This is a genomic window from Companilactobacillus ginsenosidimutans (assembly GCF_001050475.1).
In the GTDB taxonomy this organism is placed as follows: Bacteria; Bacillota; Bacilli; order Lactobacillales; family Lactobacillaceae; genus Companilactobacillus; species Companilactobacillus ginsenosidimutans.
Genome location: NZ_CP012034.1, coordinates 387,511 through 402,987, shown reverse-complemented (window position 1 = coordinate 402,987; position 15,477 = coordinate 387,511). Strand labels below are relative to the sequence as shown.

Genomic DNA, 15,477 nt, shown 5'->3' with positions numbered 1-15,477 from the left:
TAATAGACTAATTATTGTAATAATTCGAAATAAATTAAAAAAAGCCATATCCATTAGGACATGACCTTTCATCTATTTAATTTCACCAGTTAGCACCTTATTGATTATCGAAGCTACACCATGTTGTTCATTAGTTGTAGTCACAAAGTCAGCAACGCTTTTTACTTCAGGTAAAGCATTATCCATGGCAACACCATAACCCACACCACGAATCATTTCGAGATCATTACCATAATCCCCGAAACACATGAACTCTCTAATAGGAATTCCAGCTACCTTAGAAATTCGTTGAAGAGCTGACAATTTAGTACAATCAAGAGAATTTATTTCGTAATAGGTATCCCCAGATCGACTGACTACTACTGGCATAGAAGCGAATGATTCAATTTTTTGAGTTAAAGTAGACAATCTGTCTTCACTCGCACTAAAACATACTTTATAAATAACAGAATCGGGTTTGTCATTGATTCTACGTAGTTCATCAATTGAACTAACTACAACGTTACGTTTACTGACACCACCATAATAAGTTGATCCACTTAATTCAGGATCAGTTACGTATGTGGAATCTAATCCGTCAATAACAGCTTTAAAACCATAACCATTCACACTACTCAAAAGTCGTTCCACCACAGCTTTTGCCATTGGACGATCACTGATTTTTCGATTATTAGGATCCAAAATAACTGCACCATTTAGCAATACTTTGTAGCCAGGTACTTGTAAATCATTTTCGAAATACTTTGCGACGGAATCAAGCGTTCTACCAGAACAAATTGCAAATGTAATTCCAGCATCAACAGCCAGACGGATGGCGCGAATATTTTCAATTGAAATGTTTTGCTGACTATCAAGTAATGTACCATCCAAGTCAGTCCCCATGAAACTGATCATAAAATAACCCCTAACTATCCCTAAAATAATGATTTTTCTAATATCAATATAATAACATTAGTTTTCAAGAATCTGACCAAAACTTATTTAGAATCATCAAAAATTGCTTTTTTAAAACTGTTGGGATGTTCAAAATGAATGTTATGACCAGCATTTTTGACAATTATTTCTGATGAGTTCGAAATTAAGGTCTGCAGTCGATGGCCAATTTTTAAAAATTTTTCATCCTCAGAACCAACAATTATTTTAACTTTTGGAATTCTTAGAGTTGATAGCTCATGCCAGTAATTGGGCTGCTTTCCAGTCCCCATATTTCTCAATGAGTTTGCAACGTTGATTGGGTTCTGCGTAATGCGTTGATTATGCATAAACTCAAAGGAACTCGGATTAACTTCCTTTTGAGTAGCAAACAGAGGTAAATTTTCCCAATTCTCAATAAACTTTTCTATACCATTTTGTTCAAGACTAGCTGCTAGTTTTTCATCATGTTCTCTTCTTAGTTTACGTTGATCATCACCATCAATACCAGCCGTTGTACTTTCTAATATCAATTCATTGGTTCGCCGTGGAAATTTCAATGCATAGGCTAATGCAAGCCTTCCCCCCATTGAATAACCTACTAAACTAATATTTTTGAGGTTTAGTTTTGTAAAAATGCTTTCCAAATCACTAACTTGATTATTTTGTAAAAAACGTTCAGGTGGAACATTTTGAAATCTATTTGCTCCAAAACCCAATAAATCCAAAACTAAAAATTGTTCGGGAAAATCTTCTATAAGTTTATGAAAATCAATTTTACTTCCTAAAAATCCATGCAGAAAAACATAAGTAGACTTGGCGGGATCAATAACGTTGCTTTGATAATTATAAATAATATTATTAACGATTAGTTTCGACATACTTATCAATTCCTTCACCAAACTGTTTCTCCAGCAGCTTATGGTTTGCAACATTGTCTGGACGAGAGCTCACAACTTCAATTATTTTTTGCTTTGAAGAATCACTGAGGGCTTTTTTAAATTCATTCTCACTCTCCACTCTTAGATATTCAAAGTCATACAAATTTGCGACATTTTTTATTTTAATATTTTGTGGAGTTCCAAATAGTGTTTCGAAATATTCATCAGCTTTTGCTTGAGGTAAAAACGAGAAAATCCCTCCACCATTATTGTTAACAACAACGATTGTAATGGGAATGTTGTATCTTTTTGCCATCATTAACCCATTCATATCATGGAAAAATGCGAGATCACCGATTACTAAATAATTATGTAGGAAATCTATTGCCACTCCCATCGCTGACGATGTAACTCCATCAATTCCATTTGCTCCACGATTGCAATATATATTGCGATTTTGAGTACCGAAATAATAGTTTTCAAAATCCCTAACAGGCATACTATTGCTCAAAAAGATATTTGAATCTGGTTCCACAGATTCATCCATTACTTGTGCAACGGACATTTCTGAAAAGTTTTGTTCAATTAATTTATTTTTAATTGATTCAGCTTTTTGATCAAGCTTCAATATTTCCTGTGAATAATAAACGTCAGTTTTGAAATCGAGTTTATTAATAGCGTCAATGACATCGACTTCTGATCCATCGATAATCGCATTGGTACTTAATGTATAATCATTTAACTCAGTATTATTAATATTAACTACGGTTGTTTGGGAATTCAAACTTGAAAGCCAGTTTGAAATGGGAGCAGACACTAATGTACCGCCAAATTTTAAAATAACATCTGGTTGATACTCCGAAAGATTTTTGGGATTCATTTTTTTGCTGATTAGATCAAAGTTGTTGACTACGTATTCAGAATCATCGCGCGTATTTGACAAAATATCTGAAATCAATGGAATCCTTTTTTCCGTGGCTAGTTTAATTAATTGATTATGATAATTGTTTGATTCCGGACCTGCTATAATTAATACTTTTTTATTATTAAATTTTTTAAGCCAATCCACCCCAACATCTGCTCTTTTGACTAATGATTGAATTTTATTAATTGAAGGATCATCTGTATCCAAATTTGGCATCAAGGGTTTTCTTAAAGGAAGATTAATTTGAATCGGACCAACTGGTTCATGCACTGCAGACATAGCTATTCTTTGAGTTTCGAACTCGACATACTTTGATACTTCCAATCCCTCATCTTGCAGATTCAAATTTACGAATGACTTCGTATTTTCACCATAAAGATTTTGCTGATTAATAGCTTGAGGAGCTCCAATGTCAGATAGTTCCATTGGTCTGTCAGTAGTAACAACAATTAAAGGAATTTTGGACAGTTTTGCTTCAGCAACAGCAGATGAATATTCGGTTGCTGCTGTACCTGAGGTACAAATTAAGGCTACGGGCAAATGCAGTTTTTTTGATAATCCGATACCAAGAAAGCTAGCACTTCGTTCATCAACATCAATGTATAACTTAATATCGGAATTATTCTTGGCAATTTCAGCAAGTAAAATAACAACTGGCGTTGAACGTGAACCAGGTGAAATGACAAAGTTTTTAACATTCTGACTTATTAAACTCATCAAAAATATTTTAATATTTTTTGTCATTACTTCATTCATTTTCGTTCCTCCAAATATTGTAGAAGTCTTATCATAGGTTGAAATTTAAGTTCAGTTTCCTTTACCTCAGATTCACCGACGGAATCTGGCATTATCCCAGCTCCAGCAAACATCAAGAATTGATCAAAATGGACATACATAGAACGGATTCCAACTATCATTTCCGCATTACCTTCAAATGTAATATAACCAATTGGTGCTCCAAATAGCACACGGGGTTGTGATTCTAAATTTCTAATAATTGACATCGTTTCTTTAGAAGGCATCCCTCCTAAAGCAGGTGTAGGATGCATCTTTTCAACCAAGACAAACGCATCAGCATTGTCAGAAACATTAGCTTGAATAGGAGTATAAAGATGTTGAACAGTTTGGTTTTTGAGAATCATTGGAGTTTCATTCATATCAACGTCAGTTGAAAATCCCTTAACACGACTTGAAATTTCATTTACAACAATTTGATGTTCTTGACGATTCTTGTCATCCTTGTACAACTTCAAAGCTAGTGTATTATCTTCTTGTTCACTGTCCCCTCTACCAATTGTTCCAGCTATAGCAGCAGTAGAAAATCGTTTCCCATCAAGTAAGAAAAGTCGCTCTGGTGTTGCACTTATGAACAATTGTTCTTTAATTTTTAACATAAAATGATAAGTGGTTTTATTGAGAGCACGCAACGCCTTCAAAGTTTCAACTGCATTAATATTTCCGTCAAATTCGCCTTGCTTAAATCGTCCTAAGACCACTTTTTTTAGTGATTTAGATTCATTTATACTATCAACTAATTTATCGACTTGTTCATTCCAGTCTTTATCTAAATCTTCGGTCTGAAAATTTTTCAATTCCGCAGAAGAGTGAGACATTTCAATAACCTTATTTAGAACGTCTTCAATCGTATCATTTGAAAATTTATGCTTTTTAATTTCCGAAATGGTTGTCTCTTTAGAAGTTACTTTAACAATTATTCTAGGCAAAACAAATACACCTGCGGACCATTTCTTCCACGGTGTATTGTGATTTACATTTTTATCAAAGGAGAAACCACCTAAAATTGCAATGGCATCCCTATCTATTTTTGTAGGAAGTTGTGACTTAACATTGTCGAACCACTTCTCCACACTAGAAAATCTATTTCCAGTATCTTCTGGATAAAAGCGACTAGTACTGCCAATTCCTATCCATTGTGTTTTACGATCACTTGATTCAAAATAACTAAAAATTTCCTGCTCCAAAGCTGCATCAACAATTTGTTGAATTCGACTACTATTCCAGTTGCCATGAACCTGACGGACATTTAACATCGGACACACTCCATTTTTTTACTCTTGAGAAAGTTGATAACCTGAAAATCTCGATATCCTGTGGGGAATATCGAGATTTTTTTATTCGGTTAATAATTAACCAGTATTAATCATTATTCCTAAAATCAATTAGTTCATGATTCATTTCTTTTGTTTGTGCATATACTTGAGAATAAATTTTGTATAGCTTTTGGTACTTATCAGCACTTTCAGGTTCGGGCCAATAACTCTTACCCTTTTTAACAAATTTCTCTGCACACTCTGATAATGTACTAAACCATTTTACTCCAACAGCAGCAATCATGGCTGCACCAAGTCCTGGTTCTTGCTCATTTTCTAAAGTTGAAACTTTAGTGTTAAACACATTAGCTTGAATTTGAAGCCAAACTGGACTCTTTGCACCTCCACCAATTGAATATACTGTATCAAAGTGTTGTCCATGATCATGATAAATTTTTAAAATATCGGCGTAAGAGAAAATCACGCCTTCCATAACTGATCTAACAAAATCAGCTTTGGTGTTAATGCTTGAAACCCCAATAAAACTACCACGAATTTTACTATCCGCATAAGGAGTTCTCTCTCCGACTATGTATGGTGTAAAAATTAATCCATGGGCACCAACCGGTGCTTTGGCTGCCAATTTAACAAAATCGTCAAACGATTTATCATTTCCGAAGGTTTGATATAACCACTTCAAACTATGCCCGGCAGCTAAAGTTACTCCCATTGAATAATACTCATTTGGAATTGAATGATTAAAGAAATGTAGTTGTCCTTGATACCCATCAGTCTGGTTCTCATATTTTAGAACAACTCCAGATGTACCAGTACTAATCATTACTTTACTTTCATCAAGAATTCCCGCTCCAAGTGCTCCAGCGGCATTGTCAGCTGCACCAGCAAAAACTTTGGTCTTGGTGGACATTCCAGAAAATGTGGCATATTTGTCACTAATAGTTCCAACTTCATCAACTGAATTAACTAATTTTGGACAAATACTAATATCCAATCCCAGTTTTTCACAAATTTCCGAACTCCATTGTTTCTTAACAACATCTAACAATACTGTACCGGCAGCATCTGAATATTCCATACTCAAGTCACCAGTCATACGGTATCGAAGATAATCTTTTGGTAAAACAAATGTTTTAGCCTGTTTAAATATTTGTGGTTCATTTTCCTTGACCCACAAAATTTTTGGTAGGGTAAATCCTTCCAGTGGACGGTTTTTAGTGATTTTAATGAAGTCATCGCCACATTTGTCCATGATTTCTTTACACTGCTCAGTTGTTCTAGTGTCATCCCACAAAATTGCCGGACGCAATACTTGATTGTCTGATCCTAATAAAACTAGCCCATGCATTTGACCTGAATAACTTATTCCTTCAATGTCATTGAGATCAATATGATCTTTTAAAGCCAGATTTACGATGGCCACAGTAGTTGCAGTAACCCAATCTTCTGGGTTTTGTTCACTGTATCCGGGTTGTGCTTGATTCAAAGAAAGACTTGAACTTTCTTGTGAAACAATCTTGCCTTCTCTGTCCATCACTGAAACCTTCACAGAACCGGTTCCAAGGTCGACTCCCATTACATAACTCATCTATTTAGTTTACTCCTCAAAAAAAACTAGGTTTATAACCTAGTTTTTACAATCTTTATTAACTATTAACTTAGTGTATAACATATAACTACTTAACACAAAGGCGATATATTGCTTCTGCGTATATTTCCATAGCCATACGCATATCTTTTTTACTCCAATTCTCATTAACTTGATGCATAAAATCCGGAGTGGTTGGCATCATAGCACCAAATGCGACGGTATTATTCATGGTTCTAGCAAAAGTTGCTCCACCAGAAATAGCAGGTTTAGACTTCTTATCTCCAGAAACATCTTGATATGCTGACATCAATGTTTTAACTAAATCACTATCAGTTGGAACATATAGAGGAGCTACATAATCAAAATTGACATATTCCAAATTAAATTTCTTAACTGCGGAAGATAATTGCTCGATCAATTCATCGTGCTTAACTTTAACAGGAATTCTCATATCAATCTGAATTTGTGATTGAGTGTCTGTTATTTCTAGACTTGAAATGTTGAAAGTTAGTTTTCCCGAAACATCATCTGATACATCTCCAAGTATATTGGTAGCATTTGCATCTTCACCAAACGCTTTGAAGAATTTGAGCATATCAATATTTGGAAATACATCAGCCAATGCTATACCAAGTCTAACAACAGCATTAATACCTTCAGGAGCATTCATTGCATGCACAGACTTACCCTTGACAATAATGACATTATCCTTCTGTTCAGCATCAAAATCATGTTTTGACAACGCCTCCATTACTTCATCCTGTTTTGGTCCATCATACACAGCTTGACCAGGAACGGCATTAAATGAATCAACTATATTAAGATGTAATTCTTTTGAACCTGCTCCTTGCAAGTATGACTGTTGTAGTCCTTTTTCAGCGTAAATCAGTGGAAATTCTGCATCAGGAGCTATTCCTAAATCAATCGGATCTTCTTTTTTGTTATATTGTGCCAAACATCTCCACAAAGTTTCCTCATCAGTTCCAAAAATAAATCTGATTTTTTTATTGAAAGAATAACCGGCATCCAGGATAGCTTTAACTGCGTACATGGCAGCTAAACTGGGGCCTTTATCGTCCTGAGTCCCACGTCCAAACAACTTTCCATCTTTTTCTACTAATTTAAAAGGATCTGAATCCCAGGCACTATTATCACCCGCTGGAACTTCATCCATATGACAGACTAATCCAAAAGTCTTGTCTCCGTCACCAATATCAGCATATCCATAGTATCCTTCAGGATCTTCATAAGTTGTAAAACCCAGAGCATCAGCAATTTCCAAAACTTTTGTCAAAGCCTTTTTAGGTCCATCGCCAAATGGTGCATTAGCTTCAGGATCTGAACTAAATGAAGGAATTGCAATTACCTTGGCCAAATCTTTGATTGCCGAATCCTGAATGCTGTCAGTAATAAATTTTTCCATAATAAATACCATCCTCAATTATTTAATCATTGAAACTATTACTAGATAAATACAAATAAATATAAATAGAATTAACATTAATTTCCAAATATATTTCCACCACTTAAGCAAATCAACATGTCCAATTGCTAATGCTCCCATTAAGACACCAGAAGTTGGTGTAATTAAATTTACCCAGCCTGAAGCAGCTTGAAAAGCCGTAATTACTAATGAACCAGATACTCCAGAAAACTTGCCCAGAGGACCTATAATTCCCATTGTAGCTGCTGCTAATCCTGAAGTAGAAGGAATTAAAAATGACATTGGAATATAAAAAATATAAGCCAAAACTATAAAAATTCCGGATGAAAGATTTTGCAATCCATTTTCACCCGCATGTAAAACTGTTGCAGTAATATAACCGTTGTTCATGACCACTTGAATTCCACGAGCCACCGCACAAATAATTGCAACACCCATGAAATCTCTCATTCCATCCATAAATGCACCAATAAATGTCGATTCTTTCATGTGGAAAACAAACATGATCAATACCGACATAAGCAAGAATAATGATGTGATTTCGGTAAAATACCAAGAACCTAATGGGGTCAAATTACGGCTAATTAAGTCTCCTAAAAACGGAACATGAGTTAGCCACTTAGTAAAGTCGTCAAAAAATGTCCAATTTTTATTAAGACTTGTCCAAGGAATTAGCCCCATAATCATAATTAAGAAAGTTAAGCCAAATAAAATCAAAACCGTTTTCTGTTTACTAGAAATTTTTTCGTCAATTGTTTTATTTTTGGTTGAAAACTCTTCTAAATCTTGTTGTCGCCGTTCAAAAACCACTGAGTTTTCGGGATTCTTTTTAACATGAGACGCATAATACATGACATAAACAATACTGATTGCTGTTACAAAAATTAACAAAATCAAACGTGATACCAAGCCATCACCTGGGGAAATGTTAATTGTTTGCGATGCAACTCCCGTCGCAAAGGGATTGACTGTAGATGCCAGACATCCCACTTGAGAACCAATCAATGCAATTGAAATTGCAGTAACGGTATCGTAACCCACTCCAATCATAACTGGAATTAAGATTGGATAAAATGCCAAAGTCTCTTCACCCATACCATACGTCGACCCACCAAGCGCAAATAAAATCATTAACACTGGTATGAGCCACATTTCTTTTCCGGCAAACTTTTTTAAAGTTGTACTTATTCCGTCATCTAAGGCACGGGTTTTATTGACTACTCCCAGAAATCCACCAATTACTAAAATAAATAATGATATTGAAATGGATCCATCGGTTTGATCAGTACCAACCATTCCGTTGATTGGCGCCATAAAGACATCCCAGATTCCTTGAGGACTGCTGGCTCGTGCTTTATAAGTCCCGGCAATTATATCGCCAGTTTTAGTAGTTGCGTATTCACCTGCTGGAATTACCCAACTCAATATCGCCACAAAAATTATTAAGAAAAATAAAATAGTATATGCCGATGGCATTGTCCATTTTTTCTTCGCTTTTTCCATCATTTGCCCCCTCATTCACCTGTTTCAGCATAACAAAAAAATAAGGTAATACCCAAAATAAATTGGATATTACCTTATACAATTTTTATAGTTTTAACATTGAACAAACTGCCAAGAAAACACAGGTGAAAACAAATATTATTGCTAAAAGTTTCCAGATGTATTTGATCCAAGTAACAATGCTGACATGTCCAACAGCCAAGGAACCCATAACCATTGCACTTGTCGGAGTTATCAAATTAACAAATCCTGAAGCTGATTGATACGCTGTAACGACTAATGATCCACTAACACCAGAAAATCTACCGAGAGGTCCCATAATTCCCATTGTAGCAGCGGCTAAGCCAGAACTTGATGGTATCAAGAATGACATTGGAATATAGAAAATATAAGTCAAAATAATAAACAGTGACGATGATAATCCATGTAGACCAGTTTCACCTGCATGTAAAATTGTGGCAGTAATATTTCCATCATTCATGATGACTTGAATACCACGGGCAACCGCAACAATAATTGCAACATCCAGCAAATCACGCATACCATCCATAAAACTAGTAATGAAATCAAATTCGTTCATATGGTAAACCAGCATAACCAATACTGAACCAAAGACAAATAATGTGGTGATTTCAGTAAAGTACCAATCTCCTAATGGCAACAAGGTTTTACCTACTAATGCTCCTAGGAATGGAATATTGGTAATCCATTTTGTAAAGTCTACAAAAAATGTAAAGTTCTTATTCAAACTAGTCCACGGTATCAAACTAGCAATCATAATGACAAAAATCATAACAAATACTACTAAAACGGCCTTCTGACGACCTGTTAATTTATCAGCTACTTCATTTTTACTGTTAGCAAATTCTTTTAAATCACGTTGACGTGTTTCAAAAACATATGATTCTGAAGGATCAGCTTTTACCTTAATCGCATAATGCATTACATACAAAATCGCTATGATAACCGTAATAATGAAGAATATCAGACGAGGAATAATCCCTGCACCAGGAGAAATATGAATCGTTTCCGATGCGACACCGGTAGCAAATGGGTTGACTGTTGATGCCATACAACCAATTTGCGAACCAATCAATGAAATCGATATAGCCGTGACACTGTCATAACCAACTCGAATCATGATTGGAATTAATATGGGAACAAAAGCAATAGTTTCCTCTCCCATACCAAACGTCGTTCCACCAATGGCAAACAAAATCATCAAAAATGGAATTAATATTTTCTCACGTCCAGCGTACTTTTTAACGACTGAACCTATTCCATCATCAAGCATTCTAGTTTTACCAGAAACACCCAAAAATCCACCAATAACCATGATGAATAATGACACTGAAATTGCCCCATCAGTTGTTTTAGTACCGACCATACCATTTACTGGTGCTTCGAAAATATTCCAAATTCCTTGAGGGCTACTTGCAGCACTTCGATATGTACCTGACATAATATTCCCAGCTTTAGTGGTCTCATAATGACCAGCTGGAATAATCCAAGTTAAAATGGCAACAAAAATAATTAAGAAAAATAAAATGGTGAACGCTGAGGGCATCCGCCATTTCCTTTTAGCAAGCTGCATTGTTCTCTCCCCAATCTCTACAATGTTTCTAGAATACGAGTAATTAAAAGAAAAAACAATACTTTATGAGAATATTTTTAATGAAGTACTTATTACTTAGTGAATTGCTAATTATCTTAACTTAATAGCACCAGACACTGCCATCGCATAGATTGTGAATTTTGGATCATCACCAACAGATCCATCTTTAAAACTTTGAGTATCGTGTATTTTAGTTGCCATAGCAGGCGCATGAACAATTCCAGATTTTGCTGAAATATCAAATGAGTAATTCAATTCTGGAACGCAGGTAATTTTTATTGCCCCACTTTTTGCATTAAGATGCAGGTCCTGAGTCAAATCTTTCACGCTAATAGAAATGATCCCCGAGTGGGATTTAATATTGCCACCGCCGACTAAATTCTGTCCTCGGATGGATCCACTTATCGCAGTAATATCGATTGCGTTAGCCAATAGATTATTAAATTTCACAGTTCCACTTTTAACGTAGACCTTTAGTAGATCATCAGATTTAACATTATCCAATTTAGCCGAGCCGGACTTAGAAATAATAGCTAAATTGCCTGTAGAAATATTTTTCAACCTTGCTACACCACTGTTTAAATCAACTTTTATAGTTTCTAAATTCTTAAGATCGTAAAGGTTAGCGGTTCCTGACCCATTAGATAACCGCAATCCACCAATAAAACTAGTAGGAATCAAAACTTGAACTCTAGCTTTTAGAGGTAATAAGTTTGGATAATTTCCTTGTGCAATTGAAAGAACGTGATTTGATATCAATGAATGGGCATAATAATTTGAATTATTTCGAGACATATACTCTCTCAAAATAACTTTGTTTCCACTAATTGGTAAAACAGTCAGTTCAACTGACTTATAGGTAACATCCAGATGATTTAGTTCTTCTATACTAAACTTTTGCTCATTTACCAACTTCAAGGACTCAACATAAACTTCTGTATTTAAATTATTATCAAATTCTTTATCAAACTGGTCGAAATAGTCATTTACTTTTGTAGCAACAGTATCTTCAGTATTTGTAACACCATTACTATCAAAATGATAATTGCCAAGCTTGACACCATTTTTATCTGCTTTAAAAAATTCTCCATTATTGACAGACATCCCATTACTATCGATTGATAATGTTTTGCCTTGATTGATAAATACACCTGAATTATCAATTCTTAATTTCTTTCCATTATCAACTCGAATGCCTTTTTTATCGATGTCAACTTTATATGGATCATCCTCATCAGAATCATCAATATTGATAGTTTGATCAATTAGATCTTCAATATCGCCAAAATTGTCAAAAGCTTCATCAACAGCATTCTCCTCTGTCAATCCAGCTTTAACTTTATCTTCAGCTGAAGCAAGCAAATCCGAAGTTAGTTCTTGAGAAAGTTCATGTAAATCTTCCGTTTGTGGATAGTCTTCAAATATATCGTTTATGCGTGTATCGATTAATTCAAGTATTTTCTTAGTCATCACGTTTGATCCTTCCTAAAATAAGTTTATCAATAACTTGTTTGGCAAAATTCCATTGCTCAATATTGGATTCCAAGGTTTTCTGTCCTTGTTCAGTAATCTTGTAATATTTTCTTCGTCCACCTTGAGATTCATCACCCCAATAACTTTGAATATCACCATTTTTTTCTAAACGTCTAAACACTGTGTACAACGTTGCTTCATTAATTTCATAACCGCCATCACTTAATTCTTTAACGGTTTTTGAAATTTCATAACCATAACTATCACCCTGATTAAGAATATTCAACACAATAGTTGAGGTATGACCACGAATTATGTCTTTTGAAATATCTTGAGCCATGTCATCCCTTCTTTTCTGTTTCGATGACAATAATGTAACACCAATTACTTCGTCTGTCAAAGTAATTTATTCAAAATAATACTTAAACATAAAAAAGAGATTAGATTTCCCATCTAATCTCTTATTTCTACTTCAAATATTGTTCAGCAATCTTCTTATAAATATCAATAAAATCTAAATATAAACTCTTCGGAACAGATTCATTAACTTTATGCATTGTCTGATTACCAGGTCCAGAAATTACCAAATTATAATCCTTGGGTTTTCCAACCATAAATCTAGCAGCATCTATCGTACCGGCGCCTCCGCCTTTTTGAACCTTATCACCAAAATATTCTTTTTCAATATTTTGAGTAATATCAATAATTGTTGAGTCTTTTCCAGAAACAACTCCATTTAAATTCATCATTATTTCAATAGATAAATCAACGCCATCTGCTTTATTAAGCTGATCAATAATCGTGTGTACATCAGCCAAAACCTTGTCATTATTATAACTATCAAGTGTTCTAAAGTTCATTTCAGCTGAAGCACTACCAGGAATGGCATTTACTTGAGTGCCGCCTTTTATGGTTGTCACATTGAAAATGAAGTGTCCTAAAACTGGATCTGACGCACCAGTATTTCTAAATTTATCATTAGCTTCATGTATGAATTCAACCAATGGATCAATTGCATTAAATCCTTGATCAGGCATTGAAGAATGCGCTGCAACTCCTTTTGAGTTGACACGAATATCTAATGAACCCATGTGAGTATATCCAAGATATGGTGCAGTAGGCTCACCAATTACCAAAGCATCAACATCTTGCATATATCCATCATCAGTCAACTTTTTGGCACCCATTTCACCAACTTCCTCTCCAACAGTTGCTAGAAGACGAACTTTTCCATTCAAAGGAGTGCCATTTTCTTTTAATTCAATCATTGCGATGACCATGGCTGTTAGGCCGGCCTTCATATCGGTTGTTCCCCGACCATATAGCTCTCCATCTTTTTCAGTAAGCTTAAAAGGATCGTAATCCCAGCCTTCGCCCGCCATCACTGTATCCATATGTCCAGAAAGTGCCAATATTTTATCTCCATCACCAATCTCAGCAACTAAATTAGCTCTGTTTCCCTTAACAGGCAGAACCTCACTAAAAATGCCATGGTCAGCAAAAAGTTTTTGCAAGTAATCAGCAATATCCTTTTCATTATCATTTACGGTATTAATCGAGATCAGTTTTGACAAAACATTCATTTTTTCAGATTCATCCATATATTTCCTCCAATAAAAATTTAATTAATCATTTGAATCAAGATGTTGTAAAAACACCTTAGCTGCATGATAACTATTTTTCCGTTCCATAACTCTATCTTGCCAACCTGAACAAAGAAATTTTTCTTCATCCGTTTCGGGAATTAATTCCGGAAAATTCACTTCACCAAATTGTCTCAATGTTACTAAGGTACTGAAGCTAGTAAAGGCAATTTTTGTTTGATAAGTCTTCAAATCAGTCGTCGCAATTTTTGTAAAAACTTCAATTGCACGTTCTGATGCACCGGTTACATATGAAGTGATTCGGATGGAATCTTTTGTAGTTATTGGATTCCAAAAGTTTGTATAGTCATAATTTGCAGTAGCTACTTTAACATTAATAAATTTGAAAGCTGCTAATCCAGCATTTTCATCTAACATGCTTAAAGTTTTGCCACCAAATAAGGTTCCTTTATCATTTAAATCACCATCAAAAACCAATCGATCACTGATTGCCTTGGTTTGAGAACAAGTTATTTGTTTCATGATTCACCCCGTATAAATAATTAGCTAAACATTGCTTCAATAATTTCCTTAGCTGATTTAATTTGATTGATTTCACCTGCAATCTCACCAGCCATAAATGATCCAGTCTGAGTGTTTCCCTCATAAACTGCCTTTGAGAGTGAACCATCAAGTAAATCTCGTAATTCTTCCTTAGTGCTGCCAGTTTGTTCCATTTTCAATATTTTCGTGACTAAATCATTTTTCAAACCTCTAACAGGATCTCCTATTGTTAGTCCAGTGATGGCCGTCGAAGTATCTTGTGCATCAAGTACCATTTGTTTGTATGAATCGGGAATTGGTGTCTCTTTGGCTACAAGAAATGCTGTCCCGACTTGAACACCTTGGGCTCCAAGAACTAAAGAAGCAGCGACTGCACGACGGTCCCCGATTCCTCCGGCGGCAATTACTGGAATGTTAATTGCATCTGCAACTTGTGGTACTAATGTCATAGTTGTCATTTGTCCGATGTGTCCACCTGATTCCATACCCTCAGCAACTACCGCATCTACACCTAATTCTTCCATTTTCTTGGCAATGGAAACATTTGGAATCACTGGAATTACTTTTGCTCCCATAATATGTAATTGATCAAAATATGGTGCAGGCGTGCCAGCTCCAGTCAACACAACAGGTACTTTTTTCTCAACGATAACTTCCACCATATCAGGAATATTGCTTTGCTGAAGCATTAAATTAACTCCAAAAGGTTTATCAGTTTCTTGACGAACCAAATCAATTTGATGTGCAAGTTCAGCTTTGTCCATTCCAACAGAAGTTAACACACCCAGACCCCCGGCATTACTTACAGCTGATACTAACTCATGCCTGGAAATTCTTGCCATTGAACCTTGGATTATTGGGTATTTTATACCTAGTAATTTTGTGATAGTCATAATTATTCCTCTTTTATCTTATGA

The 15,477-nt window shown here is 35.1% G+C and carries 13 protein-coding genes; all 13 read right to left on the bottom strand.

The genetic code is table 11. The features are described 5' to 3' along the window. Positions 1-72: 72 nt before the first annotated feature. The 13 genes from ABM34_RS02200 to ABM34_RS02140 all read right to left on the bottom strand — a co-directional run bounded on the left by ABM34_RS02200 (position 73) and on the right by ABM34_RS02140 (position 15,453). Positions 73-894 (bottom strand): Cof-type HAD-IIB family hydrolase, encoded by an 822-nt coding sequence (locus ABM34_RS02200; RefSeq protein WP_048702898.1) that lies wholly within the window; start codon positions 892-894, stop codon positions 73-75. 83 nt (positions 895-977) lie between these two features. Then, on the bottom strand, positions 978-1,793 hold the full coding sequence (gene menH / locus ABM34_RS02195; protein WP_048702896.1) for a 2-succinyl-6-hydroxy-2,4-cyclohexadiene-1-carboxylate synthase: 816 nt from the start codon (positions 1,791-1,793) through the stop codon (positions 978-980). Further along, positions 1,774-3,474 carry a 2-succinyl-5-enolpyruvyl-6-hydroxy-3-cyclohexene-1-carboxylic-acid synthase gene (gene menD, locus ABM34_RS02190; protein WP_048702894.1) on the bottom strand — a complete coding sequence of 567 codons (1,701 nt, stop codon included), beginning with the start codon at positions 3,472-3,474 and terminating at the stop codon, positions 1,774-1,776. The genes menH and menD overlap by 20 nt, the downstream gene beginning before the upstream one ends. Continuing rightward, the gene (locus ABM34_RS02185) at positions 3,471-4,769 is read right to left on the bottom strand and encodes an isochorismate synthase (RefSeq protein ID WP_048702892.1); all 1,299 of its coding nucleotides are present in this window, start codon (positions 4,767-4,769) and stop codon (positions 3,471-3,473) included. The genes menD and ABM34_RS02185 overlap by 4 nt, the downstream gene beginning before the upstream one ends. Before the next feature lie 106 nt (positions 4,770-4,875). After that, complete coding sequence (xylB, locus tag ABM34_RS02180; RefSeq protein ID WP_048702890.1) at positions 4,876-6,375, bottom strand: xylulokinase; 1,500 nt, start codon at positions 6,373-6,375, stop codon at positions 4,876-4,878. A gap of 88 nt (positions 6,376-6,463) precedes the next feature. Further along, complete coding sequence (locus ABM34_RS02175) at positions 6,464-7,801, bottom strand: M20 family metallopeptidase (protein WP_048702889.1); 1,338 nt, start codon at positions 7,799-7,801, stop codon at positions 6,464-6,466. Between the two features lie 18 nt (positions 7,802-7,819). Beyond that, a complete protein-coding gene (locus tag ABM34_RS02170) occupies positions 7,820-9,325 on the bottom strand; it encodes a YfcC family protein (RefSeq protein ID WP_083988249.1) in 1,506 nt (501 codons plus the stop codon). A gap of 85 nt (positions 9,326-9,410) precedes the next feature. After that, positions 9,411-10,919, bottom strand: a complete 1,509-nt coding sequence (locus ABM34_RS02165; RefSeq protein WP_048702884.1) for a YfcC family protein — start codon at positions 10,917-10,919, stop codon at positions 9,411-9,413. Positions 10,920-11,030: 111 nt separating this feature from the next. Further along, a complete protein-coding gene (locus tag ABM34_RS02160) occupies positions 11,031-12,410 on the bottom strand; it encodes a DUF4097 family beta strand repeat-containing protein (protein ID WP_048702883.1) in 1,380 nt (459 codons plus the stop codon). Beyond that, positions 12,403-12,753, bottom strand: a complete 351-nt coding sequence (locus tag ABM34_RS02155) for a PadR family transcriptional regulator (protein ID WP_048702881.1) — start codon at positions 12,751-12,753, stop codon at positions 12,403-12,405. The genes ABM34_RS02160 and ABM34_RS02155 overlap by 8 nt, the downstream gene beginning before the upstream one ends. Positions 12,754-12,880: 127 nt before the next feature. Then, a complete protein-coding gene (locus tag ABM34_RS02150; protein WP_048702879.1) occupies positions 12,881-14,014 on the bottom strand; it encodes an ArgE/DapE family deacylase in 1,134 nt (377 codons plus the stop codon). A 24-nt stretch (positions 14,015-14,038) separates the two neighbouring features. Further along, complete coding sequence (locus tag ABM34_RS02145; RefSeq protein ID WP_048702878.1) at positions 14,039-14,539, bottom strand: acyl-CoA thioesterase; 501 nt, start codon at positions 14,537-14,539, stop codon at positions 14,039-14,041. A 20-nt stretch (positions 14,540-14,559) separates the two neighbouring features. After that, complete coding sequence (locus ABM34_RS02140; protein WP_048702875.1) at positions 14,560-15,453, bottom strand: NAD(P)H-dependent flavin oxidoreductase; 894 nt, start codon at positions 15,451-15,453, stop codon at positions 14,560-14,562. Positions 15,454-15,477 lie beyond the last annotated feature (24 nt).

Bases quoted from the DNA above. Each gene is read 5' to 3' on its own strand.
- ABM34_RS02150 (WP_048702879.1), bottom strand. From the start codon at position 14,014: ATGGATGAATCTGAAAAAATGAATGTTTTGTCAAAACTGATCTCGATT.
- xylB (WP_048702890.1), bottom strand. From the start codon at position 6,375: ATGAGTTATGTAATGGGAGTCGACCTTGGAACCGGTTCTGTGAAGGTT.
- ABM34_RS02140 (WP_048702875.1), bottom strand. From the start codon at position 15,453: ATGACTATCACAAAATTACTAGGTATAAAATACCCAATAATCCAAGGT.
- ABM34_RS02165 (WP_048702884.1), bottom strand. From the start codon at position 10,919: ATGCAGCTTGCTAAAAGGAAATGGCGGATGCCCTCAGCGTTCACCATT.
- menD (WP_048702894.1), bottom strand. From the start codon at position 3,474: ATGAATGAAGTAATGACAAAAAATATTAAAATATTTTTGATGAGTTTA.
- ABM34_RS02200 (WP_048702898.1), bottom strand. From the start codon at position 894: ATGATCAGTTTCATGGGGACTGACTTGGATGGTACATTACTTGATAGT.
- menH (WP_048702896.1), bottom strand. From the start codon at position 1,793: ATGTCGAAACTAATCGTTAATAATATTATTTATAATTATCAAAGCAAC.
- ABM34_RS02170 (WP_083988249.1), bottom strand. From the start codon at position 9,325: ATGGAAAAAGCGAAGAAAAAATGGACAATGCCATCGGCATATACTATT.
- ABM34_RS02160 (WP_048702883.1), bottom strand. From the start codon at position 12,410: ATGACTAAGAAAATACTTGAATTAATCGATACACGCATAAACGATATA.
- ABM34_RS02145 (WP_048702878.1), bottom strand. From the start codon at position 14,539: ATGAAACAAATAACTTGTTCTCAAACCAAGGCAATCAGTGATCGATTG.
- ABM34_RS02175 (WP_048702889.1), bottom strand. From the start codon at position 7,801: ATGGAAAAATTTATTACTGACAGCATTCAGGATTCGGCAATCAAAGAT.
- ABM34_RS02155 (WP_048702881.1), bottom strand. From the start codon at position 12,753: ATGGCTCAAGATATTTCAAAAGACATAATTCGTGGTCATACCTCAACT.
- ABM34_RS02185 (WP_048702892.1), bottom strand. From the start codon at position 4,769: ATGTTAAATGTCCGTCAGGTTCATGGCAACTGGAATAGTAGTCGAATT.